Annotated in this window: 18 protein-coding genes; all 18 read left to right on the forward strand. The window is 72.7% G+C overall.

Going from position 1 to position 23,158, the window contains the following annotated elements; genetic code table 11:
- Window positions 1-12 precede the first annotated feature (12 nt).
- The 18 genes from SM418_RS16050 to SM418_RS16135 all read left to right on the forward strand — a co-directional run bounded on the left by SM418_RS16050 (window position 13) and on the right by SM418_RS16135 (window position 23,110).
- Complete coding sequence (locus SM418_RS16050; protein WP_371941260.1) at window positions 13-1,437, forward strand: bifunctional folylpolyglutamate synthase/dihydrofolate synthase; 1,425 nt, start codon at window positions 13-15, stop codon at window positions 1,435-1,437.
- Window positions 1,434-1,778: a DUF4233 domain-containing protein gene (locus tag SM418_RS16055; RefSeq protein ID WP_371941258.1), complete on the forward strand. Its 345-nt coding sequence runs from the start codon at window positions 1,434-1,436 to the stop codon at window positions 1,776-1,778. Before SM418_RS16050 ends, SM418_RS16055 begins: the two co-directional genes overlap by 4 nt.
- Window positions 1,779-1,905: 127 nt before the next feature.
- Entirely contained in the window at window positions 1,906-3,390 is a 1,485-nt protein-coding gene (locus SM418_RS16060; protein WP_371941257.1) for a hypothetical protein, read from the forward strand.
- A gap of 46 nt (window positions 3,391-3,436) precedes the next feature.
- Window positions 3,437-3,847: a nucleoside-diphosphate kinase gene (ndk, locus tag SM418_RS16065; RefSeq protein ID WP_371941255.1), complete on the forward strand. Its 411-nt coding sequence runs from the start codon at window positions 3,437-3,439 to the stop codon at window positions 3,845-3,847.
- Between the two features lie 194 nt (window positions 3,848-4,041).
- Complete coding sequence (locus tag SM418_RS16070) at window positions 4,042-5,076, forward strand: rod shape-determining protein (RefSeq protein ID WP_371941253.1); 1,035 nt, start codon at window positions 4,042-4,044, stop codon at window positions 5,074-5,076.
- 89 nt (window positions 5,077-5,165) lie between these two features.
- On the forward strand, window positions 5,166-6,176 hold the full coding sequence (mreC, locus tag SM418_RS16075) for a rod shape-determining protein MreC (protein ID WP_371941251.1): 1,011 nt from the start codon (window positions 5,166-5,168) through the stop codon (window positions 6,174-6,176).
- Window positions 6,177-6,178: 2 nt separating this feature from the next.
- Window positions 6,179-6,778 carry a rod shape-determining protein MreD gene (gene mreD, locus SM418_RS16080; protein ID WP_371941250.1) on the forward strand — a complete coding sequence of 200 codons (600 nt, stop codon included), beginning with the start codon at window positions 6,179-6,181 and terminating at the stop codon, window positions 6,776-6,778.
- Entirely contained in the window at window positions 6,775-8,847 is a 2,073-nt protein-coding gene (gene mrdA / locus SM418_RS16085) for a penicillin-binding protein 2 (RefSeq protein WP_371941248.1), read from the forward strand. Before mreD ends, mrdA begins: the two co-directional genes overlap by 4 nt.
- Entirely contained in the window at window positions 8,844-10,028 is a 1,185-nt protein-coding gene (gene rodA / locus SM418_RS16090; protein WP_371941246.1) for a rod shape-determining protein RodA, read from the forward strand. Before mrdA ends, rodA begins: the two co-directional genes overlap by 4 nt.
- Window positions 10,029-10,111: 83 nt before the next feature.
- Entirely contained in the window at window positions 10,112-12,034 is a 1,923-nt protein-coding gene (locus tag SM418_RS16095; RefSeq protein WP_371941245.1) for a TIGR03960 family B12-binding radical SAM protein, read from the forward strand.
- A gap of 226 nt (window positions 12,035-12,260) precedes the next feature.
- Window positions 12,261-13,118, forward strand: coding sequence for a TIGR03936 family radical SAM-associated protein (locus SM418_RS16100; RefSeq protein WP_371941244.1), 858 nt, complete (start codon window positions 12,261-12,263; stop codon window positions 13,116-13,118).
- A 207-nt stretch (window positions 13,119-13,325) separates the two neighbouring features.
- Window positions 13,326-16,451 carry an Rne/Rng family ribonuclease gene (locus tag SM418_RS16105; protein WP_371941242.1) on the forward strand — a complete coding sequence of 1,042 codons (3,126 nt, stop codon included), beginning with the start codon at window positions 13,326-13,328 and terminating at the stop codon, window positions 16,449-16,451.
- 295 nt (window positions 16,452-16,746) lie between these two features.
- A complete protein-coding gene (gene rplU / locus SM418_RS16110; protein ID WP_371941241.1) occupies window positions 16,747-17,061 on the forward strand; it encodes a 50S ribosomal protein L21 in 315 nt (104 codons plus the stop codon).
- A 15-nt stretch (window positions 17,062-17,076) separates the two neighbouring features.
- Window positions 17,077-17,334: a 50S ribosomal protein L27 gene (gene rpmA / locus SM418_RS16115; protein ID WP_148353738.1), complete on the forward strand. Its 258-nt coding sequence runs from the start codon at window positions 17,077-17,079 to the stop codon at window positions 17,332-17,334.
- Window positions 17,335-17,416: 82 nt separating this feature from the next.
- A complete protein-coding gene (gene obgE, locus SM418_RS16120) occupies window positions 17,417-18,814 on the forward strand; it encodes a GTPase ObgE (RefSeq protein ID WP_371941240.1) in 1,398 nt (465 codons plus the stop codon).
- Between the two features lie 108 nt (window positions 18,815-18,922).
- Entirely contained in the window at window positions 18,923-20,041 is a 1,119-nt protein-coding gene (gene proB, locus SM418_RS16125; RefSeq protein ID WP_371941238.1) for a glutamate 5-kinase, read from the forward strand.
- The gene (locus tag SM418_RS16130; protein WP_371941237.1) at window positions 20,041-21,300 is read left to right on the forward strand and encodes a glutamate-5-semialdehyde dehydrogenase; all 1,260 of its coding nucleotides are present in this window, start codon (window positions 20,041-20,043) and stop codon (window positions 21,298-21,300) included. Before proB ends, SM418_RS16130 begins: the two co-directional genes overlap by 1 nt.
- Before the next feature lie 55 nt (window positions 21,301-21,355).
- Window positions 21,356-23,110 carry a TIGR03767 family metallophosphoesterase gene (locus SM418_RS16135; RefSeq protein WP_371941236.1) on the forward strand — a complete coding sequence of 585 codons (1,755 nt, stop codon included), beginning with the start codon at window positions 21,356-21,358 and terminating at the stop codon, window positions 23,108-23,110.
- Window positions 23,111-23,158 lie beyond the last annotated feature (48 nt).

Below are 23,158 nucleotides of genomic sequence, written 5' to 3' on the forward strand. Positions count from 1 at the left end.
GGCTCTGAGACCGTGAGTCAGCCAACCGAGCCCGACGGGTACCGGGCGACCGTAGGCGCGATCATGGCCCGCGGGGTCGAGTGGGAGATCGATCCCACCCTCGACCGGATCCGCGACCTGGTCGACGTCCTGGGGGAGCCGCACCGCGCGTATCCAGTGATCCACGTCGCCGGGACGAACGGAAAGTCCAGCACGGCCCGGCTCATCGAGTCGCTGCTGCGCGAGCGCGGGCTGCGCACCGGCCTCTACACCAGCCCCGAGCTGACCACGCTGCGCGAGCGCATCGCCATCGACGGGGAGCCGATCAGCGAGGAGCGGTTCGTCGAGGCGTTCGAGGACGTCCTGCCGTACGTCGAGCTGGTCGACGGCAAGCACGCGGCGCGGCTGTCGTTCTTCGAGGTCCTGACGGCGATGGCGTTCGCGGCGTTCGCGGACGCGCCCGTCGACGTGGCCGTGGTCGAGGCGGGCATGGGCGGCGCGTGGGACGCGACGAACGTCGCGGACGGCGTCGTCGCCGTGATCACCCCGATCGGGCTGGACCACACCCGCTACCTCGGCGACACGCTGGAGGAGATCGCCGGGGAGAAGGCCGGGATCATCAAGACCGGCGCGGTCGCGGTGCTGGCGCAGCAGCCGGTCGAAGCGGCCGAGGTGCTGCTGCGCAGGGTCGCGGAGATCGGCGCCACGGCGGCACGCGAGGGCATCGAGTACGGCGTGCTCGGCCGCGACGTCGCCTTCGGCGGCCAGCAGCTCCGCCTGCAGGGCCTGCACGGCGTGTACGACGAGATCTTCCTGCCGCTGTTCGGCGAGCACCAGGCGAGCAACGCCGCGACGGCCCTCGCGGCCGTGGAGGCGTTCGCGAGCGGCGCGCCGACCAGGGGAGAGCACAACCTGGAGGCGGCGACCCGCGTCGCGGCCGGGGAGTCCTACCTCGGCGGCGGCGAGGGGCAGCTCGACCCGGCGCTGGTGCGCGGCGGCTTCGCCCTGTCGGCCTCGCCGGGGCGGCTGGAGGTCGTGCGGACGGGCCCGACCGTCCTGGTGGACGCCGCGCACAACCCGGCCGGGATGGCGGCGACCGTCGCCACGATCACCGAGTCGTTCGGCTTCACCCGGCTCGTCGGGGTGCTCGCCATCGCCGCCGACAAGGACGTCGCGAGCGTCCTGGACCAGCTCGAACCCGTACTGGCGGAGCTGGTGGTGACCCGCAACTCCTCGCCGCGCTCGCTGCCGCCCGAGGAACTGGCCGAGATCGCCGAGAGCGTCTTCGGCCCCGAGCGCGTCCATGTCGCGCCGCGCCTGGACGACGCCATCGACCGGGCGATCGGGCTCGCCGAGGAGACCGGCGAGTACCGGGGCGCCGGCGTGCTGATCACCGGATCGGTGGTCACGGCCGGCGACGCCCGCACCCTGCTGCGCGTGGAGGAAGGCCGGTCATGAGCCCGGAAACCGCCGAGAACCCGGCACGCCGGCTGTTCGCCACGGTGCTGGCGTGCGAGGCCATCGTGATCGCGCTGGCGATCCCGGTCGCCGTGACCGTCCTGGACGTGGACGGCGCGACCGCGGGCGGTGTCTGCGGGAGCCTGGCGCTCGTCTGCCTGGTGCTGGCCGGGCTGCTGCGCCGCCCGTGGGCGATCCCGGCCGGCACCGTCCTGCAGGCGCTCATCATCGCGACCGGGTTCATGGTGCCGGCCATGTTCTTCCTCGGCGCCGTTTTCGGGGCGCTTTGGGGAACGGCCATTTGGCTGGGACGCAAGGCGGTGGCCGCGCAGCCGCGCTAAGTTCGGCGGGACGGCAGCCAATCATCCCGCCGATTGCCGAGAATTCCAATTCTTGCCTTAATTTGGACATCATTCCCTTCCGGGAAATGCGCGTCCGGCGGATGACGACCCTCCGGAGGAGCAGGCCGTGTCCACCCATGCCGCGCCCACCCATGCCGTGCCCGACGAGGCACCCGAACACCTGGAGTATCTGGAACATCCGGCGCGGCGGCGGCTCGCGGCGCTCGGCGCGCTGCTGCTGACCGGCACCGCGCTGCCCGCCGCCGTCCTGACCGTGCCCGACGCCTCCGGCACCGTCGTACCCGCCGCGGCGAGCGCCCTCGGCCTCGGCGACGCCGGCGTACCGGGCCTGCTGCGCGCCACCGGCCTGTCCCTGCCCGCGCTGCTGCTCACCGTCCCGCCCGCCGCCGTGGCGGCCCGCAGGTTCCCCGCGTGGACGGTGCTCGCGGCGGGCCTTGCCGTGCTGCTGGCCGGGCTCGGCGCCGCCCACCTCGCCGACTCCGTGCCCCTCACCGCGACGATCCGGGCGGCGCAGGGCGCGGGCGCCGGCATCGTGCTGCCCGCCTCGCTCGTCCTCGTCTGGGAACGCCGTGACCGAGCCTTGACGGCCCTCTGGGCGGGCGTGCTCGCGGGCATGCTCATCCTCGCGATGCCGCTGGCTCTGGCGGCCGTCCCGCAGCCCGCCGGCGGCACGCCGGCCGGCGACTGGCATGCCGCGCTCGCGCCCGTCCCGTGGCCCGCGGTCGCGGCCGCGGGTGCGGCGCTCGCCCGCCCGCTGCTGCACGGCCGCCGCCCCTGGACGCTCCCCGCGTCCGGGTACAGCGAGCGGGGCCAGCTGCTGCTCCCGCTCGTCCCGGCGGCGGGGTTCACGTTCCTCGCCGTCGTCGCCGCGGGCGAGTGGTCGCCCGGCGCACGCGTCCTCGTCGCGGGCCTCGCCGTGCTCGCCCTGATCGGGCTCGCCCTCACCGGCGGACGGGACGCGCCCGCGGGCAGCCCGCACGGCTGCGCCCTGGTCATGATCGCCGTCGGCCTGCTCACCTACCCGGTCGCGGGACCGCTCGCCGGCATCGCCGCCGCCACCGCCCACGCGCGCGGGGACGGCGTGCCACCGCTCCCGTTCGCCGTGGCGGCGGCAGCGGCCGTGGCGGGCGCCCTCGCCGCCGTGCGCGCGCCCTCGCGCGGCGCCGTCTCCACCGGATTCCTGCTGCTGGTCCTGGCGGTGCCGTTCGCCGTCGCCACCGACGCCCGCGACCAGTGGTCGCTGCTCGTCCCGATCGTCCCCCTCGGCGCGGGCGCCGGGCTGGCCCTCGCCGCGTCGCTGCGGGACGCCGGGCCGTGCGCCGCGCTGTTCGGCCTGTCGCTGTGCTTCCCCGCGGTGCTGGCCGGGCAGCTCCTCGTCCTGTCCCTGCAGGCGTCCCGGCTGCGGGGGCCGCGGCCGGAGACGGGGGCGGAGACGGGGGCGGAGCAGGTCCACGCCCTGCTGGAGGGCTTTCGCGGCTGGCTCGCCGTCGCGGGAATGGTCGCCGTGCTGCTCGCCGCGCTCCTGGCCGCCGGCGCCGCCCGGCGCGACTCCCGGCGCCTGAATGCCGCTTCCGGCCCGCGGGGCGGGTAGTATTCGCGCGCTCACCGAAACCGAAATTCCGCAAGGAGAACCACCCGTGTCCGAGCGCACTCTTGTCCTGGTCAAGCCCGACGGCGTCCGTCGCGGCGTCGTCGGCGAGGTCATCTCCCGGATCGAGCGCAAGGGCCTGACGCTCGTCGCGCTGGAACTCCGCACGCTCGCCCGCGAGACCGCCGAGTCCCACTACGAGGAGCACGCGAGCAAGCCGTTCTTCGGCGAGCTCGTCGAGTTCATCACCGGCGGTCCGCTCGTCGCCATGGTCGTCGAGGGCCCCCGCGCCATCGAGGCGTTCCGCTCCCTGGCCGGCGCCACCGACCCGGTCAGCGCCACTCCCGGCACCATCCGCGGCGACTTCGCGCTGGAGATCGGTGAGAACATCGTGCACGGCTCCGACTCGACCTACTCGGCCGACCGCGAGATCAAGCTCTTCTTCCCCGAGCTGGGCTGAAGCGCTTCCCCGGGGGCGGTACAGCGCGGGCCGGATCTTCCGGCCCGCGTCTTCTTTAGCGAAAACCGGGCTGGTCAGGACGCGTTTTTTTCGCGACGCGCGGCGGTGGGGTGACTGCCCGCGGGCGGGGGTGCAGTTACGATGGACGCGCCGCTATATACACGCCCGTCAATCATGAAGGGCTCCCTTTCTTCATGGGTAACAAGCTGTCGTTTCTTGGCCGGGACATGGCCGTCGATCTTGGTACCGCCAACACACTGGTGTACGTGCGCGGGCGTGGCATCGTCCTGAACGAACCATCCGTGGTGGCGATCAATACCAACACCGGGAAGATCGTCGCGGTGGGCATCGAGGCGAAACGGATGATCGGCCGCACGCCCGGCAACATCGTGGCCGTCCGCCCGCTCAAGGACGGGGTCATCGCCGACTTCGACGTCACCGAGCGCATGCTGCGCTACTTCATCCAGAAGGTCCACAAGCGCCGGCACTTCGCCAAGCCGCGGATCGTCGTGGCCGTGCCGAGCGGCATCACCGGGGTGGAGCAGCGCGCGGTGAAGGAGGCGGGCTACCAGGCCGGCGCCCGCCGCGTCTACATCATCGAGGAGCCGATGGCCGCCGCGATCGGCGCGGGCCTGCCCGTCTACGAGCCGACCGGCAACATGGTCGTCGACATCGGCGGCGGCACCACCGAGGTCGCGATCATCTCGCTCGGCGGCATCGTCACGAGCCAGTCCGTCCGCGTCGGCGGCGACGAGCTGGACCAGGCCGTCATCTCGTTCTCCAAGAAGGAGTACTCCCTGATGCTGGGGGAACGTACCGCCGAGGAGATCAAGATGGCGATCGGGTCGGCCTTTCCCGGCGGCGACGAGGAGCCGCACGCCGAGATCCGGGGTCGCGACCTCGTGAGTGGGCTGCCGAAGACCGTCGTGATCTCCGCCGAGGAGGTCCGGCGGGCCATCGAGGAGCCGGTCAACGCCGTGGTGGACGCGGTGAAGACCACCCTCGACAAGTGCCCGCCCGAGCTGTCGGGCGACATCATGGACCGCGGGATCGCGCTGACCGGCGGTGGGGCGCTGCTGAAGAACCTCGACGAACGGCTCCGCGAGGAGACCGGGATGCCCATCCACCTGGTGGACAACCCGCTCGACTCGGTGGTGCTCGGCACCGGCAAGTGCGTCGAGGACTTCGAATCGCTCCGCACGGTCCTCGTGCCGGAGCCGCGGCACTAGGACGGACGCAGTCCGCCGGGGGGACGTGGGCCGTCCCGCCGGCGGGAGGCTCTGAGTTCCCCGGGGACAAGGAAACCGGAGGTCGGTGCGTGAAGGACACCCGGCGCACCCGCGTGGTGCTCGGCGGGCTGCTCGTCGTGGCGCTCACGATGATCACGATTGACTACCGCGGCGGGGCGGACTCCCCGCTGCGCGGCCTGCGCGACCTCGGCGCGGCCGTGTTCGGCCCGGTGGAGCGCGCGTCGGCGGCCGTCGTCCGGCCGGTCGGCAACACCTTCGACGCGATCACCGACGCCCCCGGCGAGCGGCGCCGCGCCGACCAGCTCCAGCGGCAGAATCAGAAGCTGCGCGAGCAGCTGCGCTCGGCGCACCTGGACCGGGAGAAGTCCGCGCAGTTGCAGCGGCTCCTCGGCACCGCCGGGATGGGCGGCTACAAGATCCACGCCGCGCAGGTAATCTCCGCCGGGCAGGGCTTCGAGGACACCGTCACCATCGACGTCGGTAGCCGCAGCGGCATCAAGGCCGACATGACCGTGATGAGCGCCGAGGGGCTCGTCGGACGCGTCACCCGCGTCGGCCCCGCGACGTCGACCGTGCTGCTCGCCACCGACCAGACCTCCTCCATCGGCTCCCGCCTGGAGGACTCCAAGGAGATCGGGATCGTGCAGGGCCGCGGCCGCCGCGGCCTCGGCGGGGGCGGCGAGACGCCGCTGCGGTTCCAGCTCCTGGACGCCTCCGCGCCGATCCGGGTCGGCCAGCGGATCGTCACGCTCGGGTCGCAGGGCCAGCGCCCGTACGTCCCCGGCGTCCCGATCGGCGTGGTCGAGCGGATCGAGAAGCCCACCGGCCAGCTGACCCGCACCGCCTACGTCCGGCCGTTCGTGAAGTTCACGAGCCTCGACGTCGTCGCCGTCGTGGTCGCCCCGCCGAAGACCGACCCGCGGGACGCGGTGCTGCCGCCGAAGCCGAAGCCCCCGGTGACGCCGACGCCGAGCCCGAGCAAGACCCCGAAGGCGAGCAAGAGCCCGCATTCCCGCGAGACCCCCGAAGCGCGGCCGAGATCCACGAGCCCGTCCACAGAACCGACCGCGGGGGACTGAACGTGCTGAACCCACCCGAGGCGTCGCCGGCCGGCCGCACCGCGGTGGCCGCAGTGGTGATCGTCGTGACGCTGATCCTGCAGGTGTCGGTGGCGAACCGGCTGCCGCTGCCGGGCGGCGTGCAACCCGACCTGGTGCTGCTGGCCGTCGTCGCGCTGGCGCTCGTCTCCGGGTCGATGACCGGCATGGTCGCCGGTTTCCTCGCGGGCCTCGCCGCCGACATCATCCCGCCCGCCGACCACACCATCGGCCGGTACGCGCTCGTCTACTGCCTCATCGGCTTCCTGTGCGGCGTCGCGTCCGCCGAGATGGACCGCCAGTCCGTCGTGCCGTTCTTCGCCGTCGCCGCGGGGGCCCTCGCCGGGACCGTGCTCTACGCGGCGACCGGGATGATCCTCGGCGACCCGCGCGCCGAGTGGGCGACCGTGTCGAGCATGGTCCCGCTGCAGGTCCTCTACGACATCATCGCCAGCCCGTTCGTCGTCTGGGCCGTGCTGCGCGCGACCCGCCGGTACGAGAGCGGCGAACGAGCCCGGGGCGACCGCCTCGCGGTGCCCGCCGCCCGCTACCGCGCGATGTCGGGGCGGGGCGGGGCCCTGTGAACTCCAGGACGCACTTCCGCCTCGTCGTCCTGTACGTGCTCGTCGGCGCGCTGCTGCTCGTCCTCGTCGGGCGTATGTGGGCGCTGCAGGTGCTGGAGGGCGCGCACTACAGGGAGATCGCCGCCCAGAACCGCACCCGCGACATCGTCGTCCCCGCCGTCCGCGGCATGATCCTGGACGATCGGGGCGAACCGCTCGTCCGCAACCGCAGCGCGCTCGTCGTGTCCGTCAACCGGACCACGCTGTCGCGGCAGGAGGACGGCGGTACGGCCGTCCTGAAGCGGCTCTCGGGCGTCCTCGGGACGACCTACGACGAGATGTCCAAGCGGATCCGGCTGTGCGGGCCCGGCATCAAGCGGCCCTGCTGGCCCGGCTCCCCGTACCAGCCGATCCCCGTCGAGGACCACGTCGACCCCAAGCGCGCCCTGCAGATCATGGAGCGGCAGGAGTACTTCCCCGGCGTCACCGCGCAGATCCAGGCCGTCCGCGACTACCCGGCGCCGCAGGGGGCGAGCGCCGCGCAGGTCCTCGGCTACCTCCAGCCCGTCACGCAGGAGGAGCTGGACCAGCGCAAGGGCCTGAAGGTCACCGGGTACAGCGGCGTCGACCTGGTCGGACGCGCCGGGCTGGAGGCGCAGTACGACGCGGCGCTGCGCGGCGAGCCCGGATTCCGCCGGGTCCTCGTCGACAGCCAGGGGCGCGTCACCGGCACCGCCGAGGAGCAGCAGGCGGTGGCCGGCAGCAACATCGTCACCAGCATCGACGCGGGGGTGCAGGGCGCGGCGGAGAAGGCCCTCAAGAACGCGATCGACAACGCGCGCAGGGCGGGCCGCCCTGCCGACGCCGGCGCCGCCGCCGTGATGGACGTGCGGACCGGCCGGATGGTGGCGATGGCCAGCTACCCGACCTACGACCCGTCGATCTGGACCGGCGGCATCTCCCAGGAGGAGTACGACGCGCTGCTCGGCAAGAAGCAGGGCGAGCCGCTGACCTCCCGGGTCACCCAGGGGCAGTTCGCGCCCGGCTCGACGTTCAAGATCTCCTCGGTGTCCGCCGCGGTGAACGACGGGAACAGCCTGTCGGGCATCTACGACTGCCCCGGCTCCTACAACGTCGGAAACCGGGGGTTCCGGAACTTCGAGGGCCAGGCCCTCGGCCCGATGACGCTGCACACCGCGCTGGTGAAGTCCTGCGACACCATCTTCTACCGGTTCGCCTACCAGGAGTGGCAGCGCGACGGCGGCATGAAGCCGAAGAAGAACCCGTCCGACCCGATGGTGAAGATGGCCCGCCACTACGGGTTCGGGACCAGGACCGGCATCGACCTCCCGAGCGAGAGCGCCGGCCGCATCCCGGACCGGGGCTGGAAGAAGAACTTCTGGAAGATCACCAAGGACGCCAACTGCAAGGGCGCCAAGGCGGGCTACCCCGAGCTCGCGAAGACCGACCCGGCGCGTGCCGCCTACCTGAAGGCGGTCGCGACGGAGAACTGCCTCGAGGGGTACGTGTGGCGGCCCGGTGACGCCGCGAACTTCTCCGTCGGCCAGGGCGACGTGCTGGTGACGCCGTTGCAGCTCGTCCGCGCGTACGCGGCGGTCGCCAACGGCGGCAAGCTGTTCACGCCCCGGCTCGGCGTCGCGGTCGTCCGGGCGGACGGCACCGTCGTCCGCAGGATCGACGCCCCGCCGCCCGTGAAGCTCCCCGTCGCACCGAAGGTGCTGACGTACATGCGCAACGCGCTCGCCGACGTGACCAAGAGCGGCACGGCGGCCGGCGCGTTCTCCGGCTTCGACTTCAAGCGCGTCGACGTGGGCGGCAAGACCGGTACGGCGGAGGTCTACGGCAAGCAGGACACGTCCTGGTTCGCCTCGTTCGGGCCGGTGAAGAACCCGCGCTTCGCGGTCGTCGCGATGGTCTCGCAGGGCGGCACCGGCGCCTCCACGGCCGGCCCGGCCGTCCGGGAGATCTGGGAGGCCATGTACGGGACGAAGAAGGGCAAGGCCATCCTCAAGGACGGCGATCTCCCGTCGGAGCTGCCGAAGATGCCCGGCGCGGGAGCCGCCCCGTGATCACCGGAACCGGCGCGGGCCCGGTCGAGGGGTACGGCGCCCGGCGGACGTGGCAGGCCCGGCTCGGCGGTCTGCGGCGGCTCGACTGGCCGCTGTTCCTCGCCGTGCTGGCGCTGTCGGTGGTGGGCGCGCTGCTGGTCCGCTCGGCCACCTTCCACCTGCTCACCGAGCGCGGCGAGGACCCGGAGAGCCTCCTCAAGCGGCACGTGCTGAACCTGCTCATCGGGTTCCTGCTCGGCGGCGTCGTCACCGTCCTCGACTACCGGCTCCTGCGCGCCTACGTCCCCATCCTGTACGGGGTGGCGTGCGTGGGCCTGCTGGCGGTCCTGACCCCGCTCGGCTCGACGATCAACGGGTCGCACTCGTGGATCGTGCTCGGCGGCGGGTTCCAGGTGCAGCCGTCGGAGTTCGCGAAGGTCGGGCTCGTGGTGCTGCTCGCGATGATCCTCGGGGAGCCGCGGGACGGGGAGATCGGGCCGGGACGCCGCGACGTGCTGCTCGCGCTCGTCCTCGCCGGGGTGCCCGGCCTGCTGATCATGCTGCAGCCGGACCTCGGCACGACGCTGGTGTTCATCGCGGTCGTGCTCGGCATGCTGGCGATCTCCGGCGCGCAGAAGCGCTGGCTCTTCGGCCTGGTCGGCGGCGGCGTCGCCGCGGCCGCGGCCGTATGGTTCTTCGGGCTGCTGGAGGACTACCAGATCGCCCGGTTCACCGCGTTCATGGACCCGGAGGCCGACCCGCGCGGCGCCGGCTACAACGCCCAGCAGGCCCGGATCGCGATCGGGTCGGGCGGCGCGTTCGGCAAGGGCCTGTTCCATGGCGAGCAGACCGGCGGCCACTTCGTCCCCGAGCAGCAGACCGACTTCATCTTCACGGTGGCGGGGGAGGAGCTCGGCTTCGTCGGCGCCGCGGTCATCATCGCGCTGCTCGGCGTGGTGCTGTGGCGCGGGCTGCGGATCGCCACCCAGGCCGCCGACCTGTTCGGCACGCTCGTCGCGACCGGGGTCGTGTGCTGGCTCGGGTTCCAGACGTTCGAGAACGTCGGGATGACGATCGGGATCATGCCGATCACCGGGCTGCCACTGCCGTTCGTGTCCTACGGCGGCTCCGCGACCTTCGCTAACATGATCGCGTTCGGCCTGCTGCAGGCCGTCCACGTGCGCCGTCGCGCGTTCGACTAGCGGTCGCCGCGCGTTCGATTAGCGACCGGCGACCGCGTAGGCTGGACGTTCATCCCCACGTCCCCTGCACGGAGGATTCCGTCATGCCGGTCGAGTCGCTCTTCTCGCGCCTGGAACCGCTGCTCCCGAGCGTGCAGAAGCCGATTCAGTACGTTGGCGGCGAGCTGAACTCCCAGCTCAAGGACTGGGACGAGACCGACGTCCGGTGGGCGCTCATGTACCCGGACGCCTACGAGGTGGGGCAGCCGAACCAGGGCGTCCAGATCCTTTATGAGATCCTGAACGAGCGCGACGGTGTGCTCGCGGAGCGGACGTACTCCGTCTGGCCCGACCTGGAGGCCGTCATGCGGGAGCACCGCATCCCGCAGTTCACCGTGGACGCGCACCGCCCGGTCGCCGCGTTCGACGTGCTCGGCGTGTCGTTCTCCACCGAGCTCGGCTACACCAACATGCTGACGGCGCTCGACCTCGCCGGGATCCCGCTGGAGGCCGCCGACCGCACCGACGACCACCCGATCGTGATCGCGGGCGGGCACGCCGCGTTCAACCCCGAGCCGATCGCCGACTTCGTCGACGCGGCCGTCCTCGGCGACGGCGAGGAGATCGCGCTCGCCATCACCGAGGTGATCCGCGAGTGGAAGGCCGACGGCGAGCCCGGCGGACGGGACGAGTTGCTCATGCGGCTCGCGGCGTCCGGCGGCGTGTACGTGCCCCGCTTCTACGACGTGACGTACCTGGCCGACGGCCGGATCCAGCGGGTCGCGCCGAACCGTCCGGGCGTCCCGTGGCGGATCGAGAAGCACACCGTCATGGACCTCGACCAGTGGCCGTACCCGAAGAAGCCGCTGGTCCCGCTCGCCGAGACCGTGCACGAGCGGTTCAGCGTGGAGATCTTCCGCGGCTGCACCCGCGGCTGCCGGTTCTGCCAGGCCGGGATGATCACCCGTCCGGTGCGGGAGCGGTCGATCACCACGATCGGGAACATGGTCGAGCAGGGGCTGAAGGAGTCCGGCTTCCAGGAGGTCGGGCTGCTCAGCCTGTCCAGCGCCGACCACAGCGAGATCGGCGACGTCGCCAAGGGCCTCGCCGACCGGTACGCGGGCACCAACACCTCGCTGTCGCTGCCGTCCACCCGCGTGGACGCCTTCAACATCACGCTCGCCAACGAGTTCTCGCGCGGCGGCCGGCGCTCCGGGCTGACGTTCGCGCCGGAGGGCGGCTCCGAGCGGATGCGCAAGGTGATCAACAAGATGGTCACCGAGGACGACCTGATCCGCACCGTCAGCACCGCCTACGAGAACGGCTGGCGGCAGGTCAAGCTGTACTTCATGTGCGGCCTGCCCACCGAGGAGGACGAGGACGTCCTCGCGATCGCCGACATGGCCAAGCGCGTCATCCAGGCCGGGCGCGAGGCCACCGGCCGCCGCGACATCCGCTGCACCGTGTCCATCGGCGGGTTCGTGCCGAAGCCGCACACCCCGTTCCAGTGGGCCGCGCAGTGCGACCACGAGACCGTCGACCGCCGCCTGCGCGCCCTCAAGGACCTGCTCCGCGGCGACAAGGAGTACGGCCGCGCCATCGGCCTGCGCTACCACGACGGCCAGCCGTCCATCATCGAGGGCCTCCTGTCGCGCGGCGACCGTCGCGTCGGCAAGGTCATCCGCGCCGTGTGGGAGGACGGCGGCCGCTTCGACGGCTGGAGCGAGCACTTCTCCTACGAGCGCTGGACGGCCTGCGCCGAGAAGGTCTTCGCCGATGAGCCCGTCGACCTCGGCTGGTACACCGTCCGCGAGCGCGACGAGGTCGAGGTCCTGCCCTGGGACCACCTCGACGCGGGCCTCGACCGCGAGTGGCTCTGGCAGGACTGGCAGGACGCGGTCGACGAGACCGAGGTCGAGGACTGCCGCTGGACGCCCTGCTACGACTGCGGCGTCTGCCCGACGATGGGCACGGAGATCCAGATAGGCCCGACCGGCAAGAAGTTGCTGCCCCTGTCGGTGGTCTGACCGCAATGCATTGATCGCGGCCGTCCGGCCACGGGCCCGGCCGCCCAGGGGCGACCCGCGCGGGCGTCCACGTGTCCGGAAGTGGCTTCCGGAACGCCCTGAGCAGCGGGGGTCCCGGCCCTACCGCACCGGTGCTTGGCCGAATGAGGCTCGGGGACCCGTACTCTATAGGGAGACCTAGTTTTTCGACTCGGCACGAGTAGGAAGGACCAGAACCCTGGCACCCATGCCGGAGGGTCCGGCGCCGGCCCCCGTGACCCAGCGACTGCGCGTCCGCTACGCCAAGCGGGGCAGGCTGCGGTTCACGAGCCACCGCGACATTTCCCGGGCCGTGGAACGCGCCGTCAGGCGCGCCGGGATTCCTGTCGCGTACAGCGGCGGATTCACCCCGCACCCGAAGATCTCGTACGCGGGTGCGGCGGCGACAGGGGTGGCCAGTGAGGCCGAATACCTCGAAATCGGGCTTACCGAGACCCGCGATCCTGCGCGGGTGCGGGCCGATCTCGACGCGGCCCTGCCTCCCGGGCTCGACATCGTCGATGTCGTGCCCGTACGGGCGGGACGCGGCGACGCGCCGGTCAGGCCGAGCGCGTTCGCCGATCGGCTCGAGGCGTCCGAATGGCGGATCAGGCTGGACGGCGTGCCCGAGGGCGACGCCGCCGCGGCCGTGGCCGCCTTCATGGCCGCCGAGAACATCGAGGTGGAACGTCTCACGAAGAAGGGACGGCGCCGTTTCGACGTGCGCGCCGCAGTGTCCGCCTGTGAGTTGGACCGGCGCGCCGCTGAGACGTCGGATGCCCCTTGTGCGATACTTCGAATGGTTGTTCGGCATTCCACACCGGCCGTACGACCCGACGACATCCTCACCGGACTGCGCCAGGTCGCCGACCTCGCGCCGCCGTCACCGCCACTGGTGACCAGGCTGGCGCAGGGGCCCCTCGACGCAGACACCGGTGGCCTCGCGGATCCCCTGGATCCCGACCGGGAGACCGGCCTGCCGTCCGGCGACGACGCCGAGACGGCCCGCGGCCCTGAGCGGCCGCAGCCCGGGGACACCGCGAGCGCGGATGCCGTCAGCGCCTGACCGTGGGACCGAAGCCGTGGGAGCACGGAACCGGTTCCGCAGGGTACGGCGGGCGCGCCCCCGACGACTTCGTCGGCATGGCCGGACCACCGTCCGGCGATGACGACGCCGATGATTGACGAGGTGCTCTCGTGCGGCGCACCGCACCGGTCCGCCCCCTGGCGGAGCGAGCGGACGCGCCCGGGAGCCTGACGGGAGATTGCCCGGATGCTTGAGAACGAAGCCGATTCGGCCACCGCCGAAGGCACCGAGAACGAAACGACCGATAGCGCGACCAGCGGGACCGCGGCCAACGGGACGGGGGCCGCGGAGAACGGGGCCCCCGGACCCGAGAGCACGGGGGTGACCTCGCGCCCGCGCCGGGCGAGCCGTCCGGCGGGCCCGCCGCCCGAGGTGGAGGACACCCCGGCCGATCCTGCCGTCGCCGGGTCCACCGCCGAGGAGCCCGCGGCCGAAGAGGTCGCGGCCGAAGAGCCGCCCGCCGAGAAGGCGCCCGAGCCGCCGAAGCGGGCGACCCGGACCCGCACCCGCGCCAGGAGCACGAAGGCCGCCGCCGAGACGCCCGAGCCCGTCCCGATGACCGGCGCCGAGACCTCCCCCGAGACCTCCCCGCAGACCGCCTCGGAGAGCGAGTCCGGGACCGAGTCCGAGACGGCGGCGGCCGGCGAGCCGCCCGCCGAGGAGCCGAAGGCCCCCCGCACCCGGACCCGCCGCCGCACCGCGGCCGCCCGCGAGACGTCCGCCCCCGAGGCGCCCGCCGCCCCGCCGGTCCCGGAGGTCCCCGCCGTCCCGGTCGCGGGCGCGGAGGCGACCCCCGAGCAGGTGTCGGAGATCGAGCCCGCGAGCGGCGTCGGCATCCCCGGCGTGACCTTCCAGCCGCCGATGGTGGTCTTCCAGCCGCCGCAGCCGAAGACCGAGCCCCCCGCGCGCCAGAAGGCGCCCGAGCCCGAGCCGGAGATCGAGCCCGAGACCGGCGAGGACGAGCACGAGAACGGCCCGTCCGACGACGACGAGTCCGACGACCGTCCGTCCCGCCGGCGGCGCCGCCGCGGCGGCCGTGGCCGCGGCCGGGGCAAGGAGGGCGCCGAGGACGAGGCGCAGACCGAAGAGGCCGAGGCCGAGGAGCCCAAGGAAGAGCAGCCTGCCAAGGCCGCCAAGCCCGCCAAGGCGGCCAAGGGCGGCAAGTCCGGCAAGGCCGCCAAGGGCAAGGAGCCCAAGGCCGAGGACGCCGAGCAGGAGGCCGCCGAGGACGAGGATGAGGACGGCGAGGGCGGGACGAGCCGCCGCCGTCGCCGCCGCAGGCGCCGTTCGGGGCCGGACGGCGAGGCCGGGAACGGCTCCGACGACCCGCCGAACACCGTCACGCACGTGCGTACCGCGCGGGAGGCCCGCGCCGCCGCCGAGGACGAGGTCCAGTCCGTGCGGGGCTCGACCCGGCTGGAGGCCAAGAAGCAGCGCCGCCGCGAGGGCCGCGAGCAGGGCCGCCGCCGTCCGCCGGTGATCACCGAGGCGGAGTTCCTGGCGCGCCGCGAGGCCGTCGAGCGGGTCATGGTGGTGCGGCAGGAGGGCGAGCGCACCCAGATCGCCGTCCTGGAGGACGACGTCCTCGTCGAGCACTACGTCAACCGCGCCACGCACCAGTCGTACGTCGGCAACGTCTACCTGGGCAAGGTCCAGAACGTCCTGCCGTCGATGGAGGCGGCGTTCGTCGACGTCGGCAAGGGCCGCAACGCCGTCCTGTACGCGGGCGAGGTCAACTGGGACGCCTCCGGCCTGGAGGGGCAGCCGCGCCGCATCGAGTCGGCGCTGAAGTCCGGCCAGTCGGTGCTCGTCCAGGTCACCAAGGACCCGCTCGGCCACAAGGGCGCCCGGCTGACGAGCCAGGTCTCGCTGCCCGGCCGCTACCTCGTCTACGTGCCGGACGGCTCGATGACGGGCATCAGCCGCAAGCTGCCCGACAAGGAGCGCAGCCGGCTCAAGTCGATCCTGAAGAAGGTCATGCCGGACAACGCCGGCGTGATCGTCCGGACGGCCGCCGAGGGCGCCACCGAGGAAGAGCTCTCGCGGGACGTCTCGCGCCTCGCGGCGCAGTGGGAGAACATCCAGAAGAAGGTGAAGACGGCCTCCGCGCCGTCCCTGCTCTACGGCGAGCCCGACCTGACGATCCGGGTCATCCGCGACATCTTCAACGAGGACTTCGCCAAGCTGGTCGTGTCCGGCGCGGAGGCGTGGGACACCGTCTCCGAGTACGTCGAGTACGTCGCCCCGCACCTCGCCGACCGCGTCGAGCGCTGGACCGGCGACCAGGACGCCCTGTCCGCCTTCCGCATCGACGAGCAGATCGCGAAGGCACTCGACCGCAAGGTCTGGCTGCCGTCCGGTGGCTCGCTGGTGATCGACAAGACCGAGGCCATGACGGTCGTCGACGTCAACACCGGCAAGTTCACCGGGCAGGGCGGCAACCTCGAGGAGACCGTCACCCGCAACAACCTGGAGGCGGCCGAGGAGATCGTCCGCCAGCTCCGGCTCCGCGACATCGGCGGCATCGTCGTGATCGACTTCATCGACATGGTGCTGGAGAGCAACCGGGACCTGGTCATGCGCCGCCTCGTCGAGTGCCTGTCGCGGGACCGTACCAAGCACCAGGTCGCCGAGGTCACCTCACTGGGCCTGGTCCAGATGACCCGCAAGCGCGTCGGCCAGGGCCTGCTGGAGGCGTTCTCGGAGACCTGCGAGTCCTGCAACGGCCGCGGCATCCACGTCCACCTGACCCCGGTCGAGCCGAAGCCGGACAAGGCGGCCGGCAAGGAGACCGGACGCCGCCGCAAGCGCAAGGGCGAGGTCGAGAAGGCCGTCGAGGAGAAGCTGGCCCGGCACGAGACCAGGCCGCAGGAGCCCGCCGAGCCGGAGCCCGCCGAGGCCCCTGCCGCGGAGATCCCGGCCGCGCAGGCCACCGCCGTGGAGGCCCCTGCAACGGAGGCGAAGCCGGAACCGGTCCGGTCCCGGCCGAAGAAGTCGGGCCCCGCCAAGCGCCCGGCGGGCCCGCCTCCGGAGATCGACGAGTCCCCGGCCCAGGCCGCCGTGGAGGCCGCCGAGGCGGCCGAGGAGGCAGCCGACACCTCCCCGGGCGCGCTCGACTCCGCCGAGCCCGTCCCGGTCACCGCCAATGGCGCCGGCCCGGACCTGGGCGGCGTCGAGGTGCCCGCCGACGTCTCCGCGGCCGAGCCGAACGGTTCCGCGCCGGCCGAGGGCGAGGGCGGCACGGTCACCCGCCGCCGCACCCGCCGCACCCGCGCCACCCAGACCGCCGACACCGGCGAGTCCGGGGACTGACGACGCACGGTGCCCTGGCCGGACGCGTTCGCGTTCGCGTTCCGGTCAGGGCATCCGGTATCCTTGTACTTCGGCGCGTCGTGGGCGCGTCGCCTGAACCCGCACCGCGAGTCCCGTCCGGGGGTCGTTCGGTGCTCACCTCGCCGATCCGGTGAGGCCAAGCAGAGAGCGCCAGGGGCTTCCCTGGTGTGCCGCCCTCGGCCCCGTGCCGGGGGTAGGCCCCCATCCGGGGGCTGGTGAACCATGCGTGGGGCCGGTTCAGTCCGGAAGCGCGCGCAGACGAAGGGTTTCCGCGGTGTACGCGATTGTCCGCGCAGGCGGCAGGCAGGAGAAGGTCGCCGTCGACGACGTGCTGACCGTCGACAAGCTGGCCGGTGACGTCGGCTCGACCGTCAAGCTTCAGGCCCTGCTGGTCGTGGACGGCGACGACGTCGTCAGCAAGGCGGCCGACCTCGCCCGCTACGAGGTGACCGCCGAGATCCTCGGCGCCGTCAAGGGCCCGAAGATCAACATCATGCACTACCGGAACAAGACCGGGTACAAGCGGCGGATGGGTCACCGTCAGCCCTACACCGAGGTCAAGATCACCGGTATCAAGTCCGGGAAGTAAGGGAGAAGCGGTCTCATGGCACACAAGAAGGGCGCATCGTCCAGCCGTAACGGTCGCGACTCCAACGCCCAGCGCCTCGGCGTGAAGCGGTTCGGCGGCCAGGTCGTCAACGCCGGCGAGATCATCGTCCGGCAGCGTGGCACCCACTTCCACCCCGGCCCCGGCGTCGGCCGCGGCGGCGACGACACGCTGTTCGCGCTGGTCGCGGGCGCGGTGAAGTTCCGCCGTTACCGTGGCCGCAACGCGGTGAGCATCGTCCCGCCGGCGGAATAGTCCGCCGAGGGAAGAGACTTTTCGAAGGGGTGGACCGTTCGTCGGTCCGCCCCTTCGCCGTTTTCACTGAGGAGAGTTCACCGTGGCCGCTGGAGCGGGATCGGGCGCGCAGTTCGTCGACCGGGTGGTACTGCACGTCGCCGCGGGGAGCGGCGGCAACGGGTGCGCCTCGATCCACCGGGAGAAGTTCAAGCCGCTCGGCGGTCCGGACGGCGCGAACGGCGGGCGCGGCGGCGACGTCGTCCTCGTCGTCGACTCCAACTCGGCGAGCCTCCTGGAGTACCACCGGCGCCCGCACCGCAAGGCCGGGAACGGCCGGCCGGGGCAGGGCAGCCTCCGGACGGGCGCGGACGGCGGCGACGTGATCCTCTCCGTCCCGGACGGCACCGTCGTGAAGGAGGGCGACCGGGTCCTCGCCGACCTGATCGGCGAGGGCACCCGCTACGTGGTCGCGAAGGGCGGCCACGGCGGGCTCGGGAACGCCGCGCTGGCGTCCGCGAAGCGCAAGGCGCCCGGGTTCGCGCTGCTCGGCGAGCCGGGCGAGGAGCGGGACGTCGTGCTGGAACTGAAGAGCGTCGCCGACGTCGCGCTCGTCGGGTTCCCGAGCGCGGGCAAGTCGTCGCTGATCGCCGCGCTGTCCGCCGCGAAACCGAAGATCGCCGCCTATCCGTTCACGACGCTGATCCCGAACCTCGGCGTGGTCAGTGCGGGCGACACGACGTTCACGGTCGCGGACGTGCCGGGCCTGATCGAGGGCGCCAGCGAGGGGCGCGGCCTCGGCCTCGACTTCCTCCGCCACATCGAGCGCTCGTCCACGCTCGCGCACGTCCTCGACTGCGCCACGATGGAGCCGGGTCGCGACCCGGTCAGCGACTTCGAGGTCATCGAGCGGGAGTTGCAGGCCTACGACCGGGTGCTCGGCGACCGTCCGCTGTCGGACCGGCCGCGCATCGTCGTCCTCAACAAGGTGGACGTGCCGGACGGCCGCGACCTCGCCGAGATGGTGCGCCCCGAGTTCGAGGCGCGCGGCCTGAAGGTGTTCGAGGTCTCGGCGGCGGCGCACGAGGGCCTGCGGGAGCTGTCGTTCGCGATGGCCGCGATGGTGAGCGAATACCGCGCCTCGCTGCCGCCGGCGGAACCGACCCGCATCGTGATCCGGCCCGAGCCGGTCGGCGGCGACACCGACTTCGAGATCAAGAACCTCGGCGACAACACCTACCTGATCACCGGCGCGAAGCCCGTCCGGTGGCTGCGGCAGACCGACTTCGCGAACGAGGAGGCCGTCGGCTACCTCGCCGACCGGCTCGCCCGGCTCGGCGTGGAGGACGCGCTCGCCGAGGCGGGCGCCAGCGCGGGCGCGACCGTCCTGATCGGCACCGTCGACGACTCGATCGTGTTCGACTGGGAGCCGGAGGTCCCGGCCGGCGAGGCCGCCATGGGGCCGCGCGGCACCGACCGGCGCCTGGAGGGCTGGTCATGAGCGCAGCGAACCGGGGGGTGTGGGGGGGCGCCCCCTCACAGGGAGCAGAGTCATGAGCGCAGCGAACCGGGGGGTGTGGGGGGTTGCCCCCTCACGGGGGGCGGAGTCATGAGCGAGCGCGTGGAGATCGCCAAGGCCCGGCGGATCGTGGTGAAGGCGGGGTCGTCGTCGCTGACCACGCCGCAGGGGACGATCGACGCGAACCGCATCGACGCGCTCGTGGACGTCCTCGCCGCGCGCCGCGCAGAGGGCAGCGAGATCGTGTTCGTCTCCTCCGGTGCGATCGCGGCCGGTCTCGGGCCGCTGGGGCTGACCCGCCGTCCGCCGGATCTCGCGACCCAGCAGGCGGCGGCGAGCGTCGGGCAGGGCCTGCTGTTCGCCCGCTACACCTCGTCCTTCGCCCGCTACGCGCTGACGGTCGGTCAGGTGCTGCTCACCGCCGACGACATGATGCGCCGCTCGCACCACCGCAACGCGCAGCGCACTCTCGGGCAGCTCCTCGCGATGGGGATCCTGCCGATCGTGAACGAGAACGACACCGTCGCCACCGACGAGATCCGCTTCGGCGACAACGACCGGCTCGCGGCCCTCGTCGCCCATCTGATCCGCGCGGACGCGCTCGTCCTGCTGTCGGACGTCGACGCCCTCTACACCGGCGACCCGCGCCAGCCCGGCGCCCGCCGCGTCGACGACGTCCGCGGGCCGGGCGACCTGAAGGACGTCAAGCTCGGCCGGTCGGGACGCGTCGGGACGGGCGGCATGGTCACCAAGGTCGAGGCGGCCCGGATCGCGGGCATCCCGGTCGTGCTGACGAACGCCGCGTCCGCCGCGCACGCGCTCGCTGGGGACCGGGTCGGCACGCTGTTCCATCCCGCCGAGGGCCGCCGCATGTCGACGCGTGACCTGTGGCTCGCGCACGCCACCACCGGCCAGGGGCGCGTCACGCTGGACGCGGGCGCCGTCGAGGCGGTCGTGCGGCGCCGCAAGTCGCTGCTCCCGGCGGGGGTGACGAGCGTGGACGGCGACTTCGCCGCCGGTGACCCGGTCGACCTGTGCGACACCGGCGGCCGCGTCGTCGCGCGCGGCCTGGTGAACTACGACGCGTCCGAGATCCCCGACCTGATGGGGCGCTCGACGCGCTGGCTCGCCCGCGAGCTGGGCGCCGAGTACGAGCGCGAGATAATCCACCGCGACCATCTGGTCGTCCTGCACGAGGGAGCGTTGTGATGAGCGACGAGCGCGAGGAGTTCCTGCGGGTGGCGCGGTGCGCCAGGGACGCGGCGGCCGGGCTGGCTCCGCTGCCGCGCGCGGCGAAGGACGCGGCGCTGCACCGCATCGCGGACGCGCTGGTCGCCGCCGCCCCGGAGATCGTGAAGGCGAACGAGGTCGACGTCGCGCGAGCCAGGGAGAACGGCACGTCCGAGTACATGGTCGACCGGCTGAGCCTGTCGGAGGAGCGGATCGCCGCGATCGCCGCCGCCGTCCGGAAGGTCGCCGCCCTGCCGGACCCGGTGGGGGAGACGGTGCGCGGCGGCGTGCTGCCGAACGGCCTGGAGCTGCGGCAGGTGCGGGTGCCGCTCGGCGTGGTCGGGATCATCTACGAGGGCCGGCCGAACGTGACCGTGGACGCCGCCGCGCTCTGCCTGAAGAGCGGGAACGTGGCGATGCTCCGCGGCTCGTCGTCGGCGCACGAGTCGAACACGGTGCTGGTGCGGGTGATGCAGAGCGCGCTCGCCGAGACCGAGGTCCCGGCGGACGCGGTGCAGCTCGTCCCCGGCACGTCCCGCGAGTCGGTGAAGCACCTCATGCGGGCGCGCGGCCTGGTGGACGTGCTGATCCCGCGCGGCGGCGCCTCGCTGATCAATTCGGTGGTGGAGGAGTCGACCGTCCCCGTGATCGAGACGGGCGTCGGGAACTGCGCCGTGTACGTGGACGCCGCCGCCGACGTGGACATGGCTGTCGACATCCTGCTGAACGCCAAGACGCAGCGTCCTTCTGTGTGCAACGCCGCGGAGACGTTCCTGGTGCACGCTGACATCGCCGACACGTTCGTCCCGCGCGCGCTTGAGGCGCTCAAGGGCGCCGGGGTCACGGTGCACGGCGACGACCGCGTCCGTTCCTACGGCGAGGACGTCGTGGAGGCCACCGAGGACGACTGGTACGCCGAGTACCTTTCGCTCGACATCGCCGCCCGCGTGGTCGACTCCCTGGAGGACGCCGTCGCGCACATCCGCCGGTACGGGTCGGGGCACACCGAGGCGATCGTCACGACGTCCCAGCCCGCCGCGAAGCGTTTCGTGTCGCTTGTCGACTCGGCGGCCGTGATGGTGAACGCCTCGACCCGCTTCACCGACGGGGAGGAGTTCGGCTTCGGCGCGGAGATCGGCATCTCGACGCAGAAGCTGCACGCGCGCGGCCCGATGGGGCTGCCGGAGCTGACGTCCACCAAGTACGTCGTGACCGGTGAGGGCCACACTCGCAGCTGATTGTGACGTTTTTGCCATTGATGTCACGTTGAGGGGTGTGATCTGATTCACGATTGTGACTCGTGAGTACAGCCGCCGCCGCGTCCTGAAGGGCGCCGCCCTCGGCGCGGGGATCGCCTCCACCGGGCTGGCCGCGTTCCCAGCGCGTCCCGCCGCCGCTGCCGCGCCCGCGCTGCGCGGTCCCGTCGCGGGCACCACCCTCGACCGGACGTACGTGCTCGGCGCGGCGGGCGCGGGCGGGTACCGCCCGGTGATCACCGGGCCGGGGGAGCCGCACCTGCTGCGCCGCGAACTCGGCGGCGCCGCCGCCGCGCGGCGCGCCGCCACCCGCCGGGGCGTCCTCGCGTTCGGGCACCTCACCGACGTGCACATCATCGACGCGCAGTCCCCGGCCCGGGTCGAGTTCATCGACCGGCTCCGGGACGCGGTGGGCGGGTTCCCCGAGGGCGGATGGCGCCCGCAGGAGCTCCTCTCCACGCAGGTCGCCGAGGCGATGGTGCAGGCGGTGAACAGGGTCGGCCGGGGGCCCGCGACCGGTCTCGGCCTGGCGTTCACCATCAACACCGGCGACGCCGCCGACAACGTCCAGTACAACGAGATCCGCTGGATCATCGACCTGCTGGACGGCGGGCGCGTCCGCCCCGACTCCGGCGACCCGAACCGGTACGAGGGCGTCATGGACTGGGCGTCCTACGACCGGGCGTACTGGCACCCCGACGGCCCGCCGCCCGGCGCGCAGGCCGACGTGGCGATCACCCGGTACGGCTTCCCGCGCGTGCGGGGCCTGGTCGACGCCGCGCGCAGGCCGTTCCAGGCGACCGGGCTCGCCATGCCGTGGCTCGCCGCGTTCGGCAACCACGACGGCCTCATCCAGGGCAACCTGCCGGTCAACCCGCTCGTGTCGGGCCTCGCGACCGGCAGCATCAAGATCGGCGCTCCGGCGGACGACGGCCAGGCCGAACGCCTCGCCCGCATGCTCCAGAAGGCGGACGCCGCCGAGCTCGTCCGGCTGAGCCGCGAGCAGGGCGGCGCGGGCGGGCTGTTCCGTCCCGTGACGCCCGACTGGAACCGGCGGATGCTGTCGCGCGCCGAGGTCGTCGCCGAGCACTTCAAGACCGGCGCGGCCGAACGCGGCCACGGCTTCACCGCCGCCACCCTCCGGGACGGGACGGCCTACTACGCCTTCGACCAGGGCGTCGTGCGCGGGCTCGTCCTCGACACCGTCAACCCGAACGGCTACTCGGAGGGCTCGCTCGACAGGAAGCAGTTCGCCTGGCTGGAGGCACAGCTCAAGGCCGGCAGCGCCCGCTACGTCGCACCGGACGGCTCGGTCGTCGGGCAGGCGGTGAAGGACCGGCTGTTCGTGCTGTTCAGCCACCACCCCATCGGCTCGCTGGAGAACCCGCTCGGCGGCGACCGCGTCCTCGGCGACGAGGTGCGGGCGCTGCTCCTCCGCTACCCGAACGTCGTCCTGTGGGTGAACGGCCATACGCACCGCAACCAGGTCATCCCGCACGCGCGTGAGGGCGGCGGGGGATTCTGGGAGGTGAACACGGCCGCGCACATCGACTTCCCGCAGCAGAGCCGCGTCGTGGAGCTGGCCGACAACGGCGACGGCACCCTGTCGATCTTCGCGACGATCCTGGACTCCGCCGGCCCGGCGTCCTACGGCGGCCGGCTCGGCGACCCCGTCCGGCTCGCGTCGCTGTCCCGCGAGCTGGCGGGCAACGACTGGCAGGACCGCGACTCGGACCGCCGCGGCGAGGCCGCCGACCGCAACGTCGAGCTCCTCCTCCCGGCGCCCTTCTAGCGACGGGAAGGGCCGCCGCGTCCGTGTCGCGGCGGCCCCGTCTCCTGC

It is taken from the genome of Actinomadura chokoriensis, from assembly GCF_041463665.1.
Taxonomy (GTDB): domain Bacteria; phylum Actinomycetota; class Actinomycetes; order Streptosporangiales; family Streptosporangiaceae; genus Spirillospora; species Spirillospora chokoriensis_A.